Genomic DNA, 345 nt, shown 5'->3' on the forward strand with positions numbered 1-345 from the left:
GCCGTAGGGGAACCTGCGGCTGGATCACCTCCTTAATATACGAGCACCAAGCTTCAAAGTGCCCACACAGTTTGTTTTCGAATAGTGAAGAAGAACCTCGATGATTTTTGCGAGAGGTTTTGTTTTAACTTAGGTTAGGGCAAGATGTCGAAGTAAAAGAATGGGGTCGTAGCTCAGCTGGGAGAGCACCTGCCTTGCACGCAGGGGGTCAGGAGTTCGATCCTCCTCGGCTCCACCAATGACGGAGTTCTTCGTGATGGTTCAGATTAAAGCGCTTTATGAATATAGAGTATTTTAATCTGAATAAATCAGATGTTCATTAAAAATATGGTAAATAAAGAGGTA

The 345-nt window shown here is 44.1% G+C and carries 1 tRNA gene; it reads left to right on the forward strand.

What is annotated here, in order from left to right:
* Window positions 1-162: 162 nt before the first annotated feature.
* A tRNA-Ala gene (locus E1P08_RS17065) sits at window positions 163-238 on the forward strand.
* Window positions 239-345 lie beyond the last annotated feature (107 nt).

This window comes from Legionella rowbothamii (genome assembly GCF_900639985.1).
GTDB lineage: Bacteria > Pseudomonadota > Gammaproteobacteria > Legionellales > Legionellaceae > Legionella > Legionella rowbothamii.